1 protein-coding gene is annotated in these 383 nt (G+C 68.4%); it reads left to right on the top strand.

All coding sequences use genetic code 11. From position 1 onward, the window contains the following. Window positions 1-67: 67 nt before the first annotated feature. Window positions 68-383, top strand: a 316-nt coding sequence (locus ACNFOC_RS55910) for a hypothetical protein (protein ID WP_416966512.1), incomplete at its 3' end; no start/stop codon positions are given.

Here is a 383-nt window from a genome sequence, read left to right as displayed (position 1 = left end):
CCTGTTGACGGCCAAGGAGCTTCAGGAACCGTTCAGCGCCGCTCGCGCGCGGCGCGGGCGATCAGGCATGCTCGCCGACGACATGACGGCGGTGGTCAACGAGCTCACCACCAACGCAGTGCTGCACGCGCTGGCCACCGGTCAGCCGGCCCGCCGCCATCGTGTAGATGCGGTCGCACATGCCGACGACCGCGGGCAGGACGCCAACGACCTCGCCCTGTTCCTGCTGCGCGAGCGCCTGGCCGAAGTCCTCGGCACGGGCTCGTGCAGCAGGAAGTACTTCAGGAGTTCGATGACGTCGGCGGGCTCGTCGGACATCAGCGAGGTGATCTTCGCTCCCAGGCGGCTGACCACCTGGTCTCCAGCACCTCGCAGTTGGGTGC

Origin of the sequence: Streptomyces colwelliae (assembly GCF_048158785.1) — a bacterium.
Classification (GTDB): Bacteria; Actinomycetota; Actinomycetes; order Streptomycetales; family Streptomycetaceae; genus Streptomyces.
This window is presented reverse-complemented; position numbering and strand designations above follow the sequence as displayed.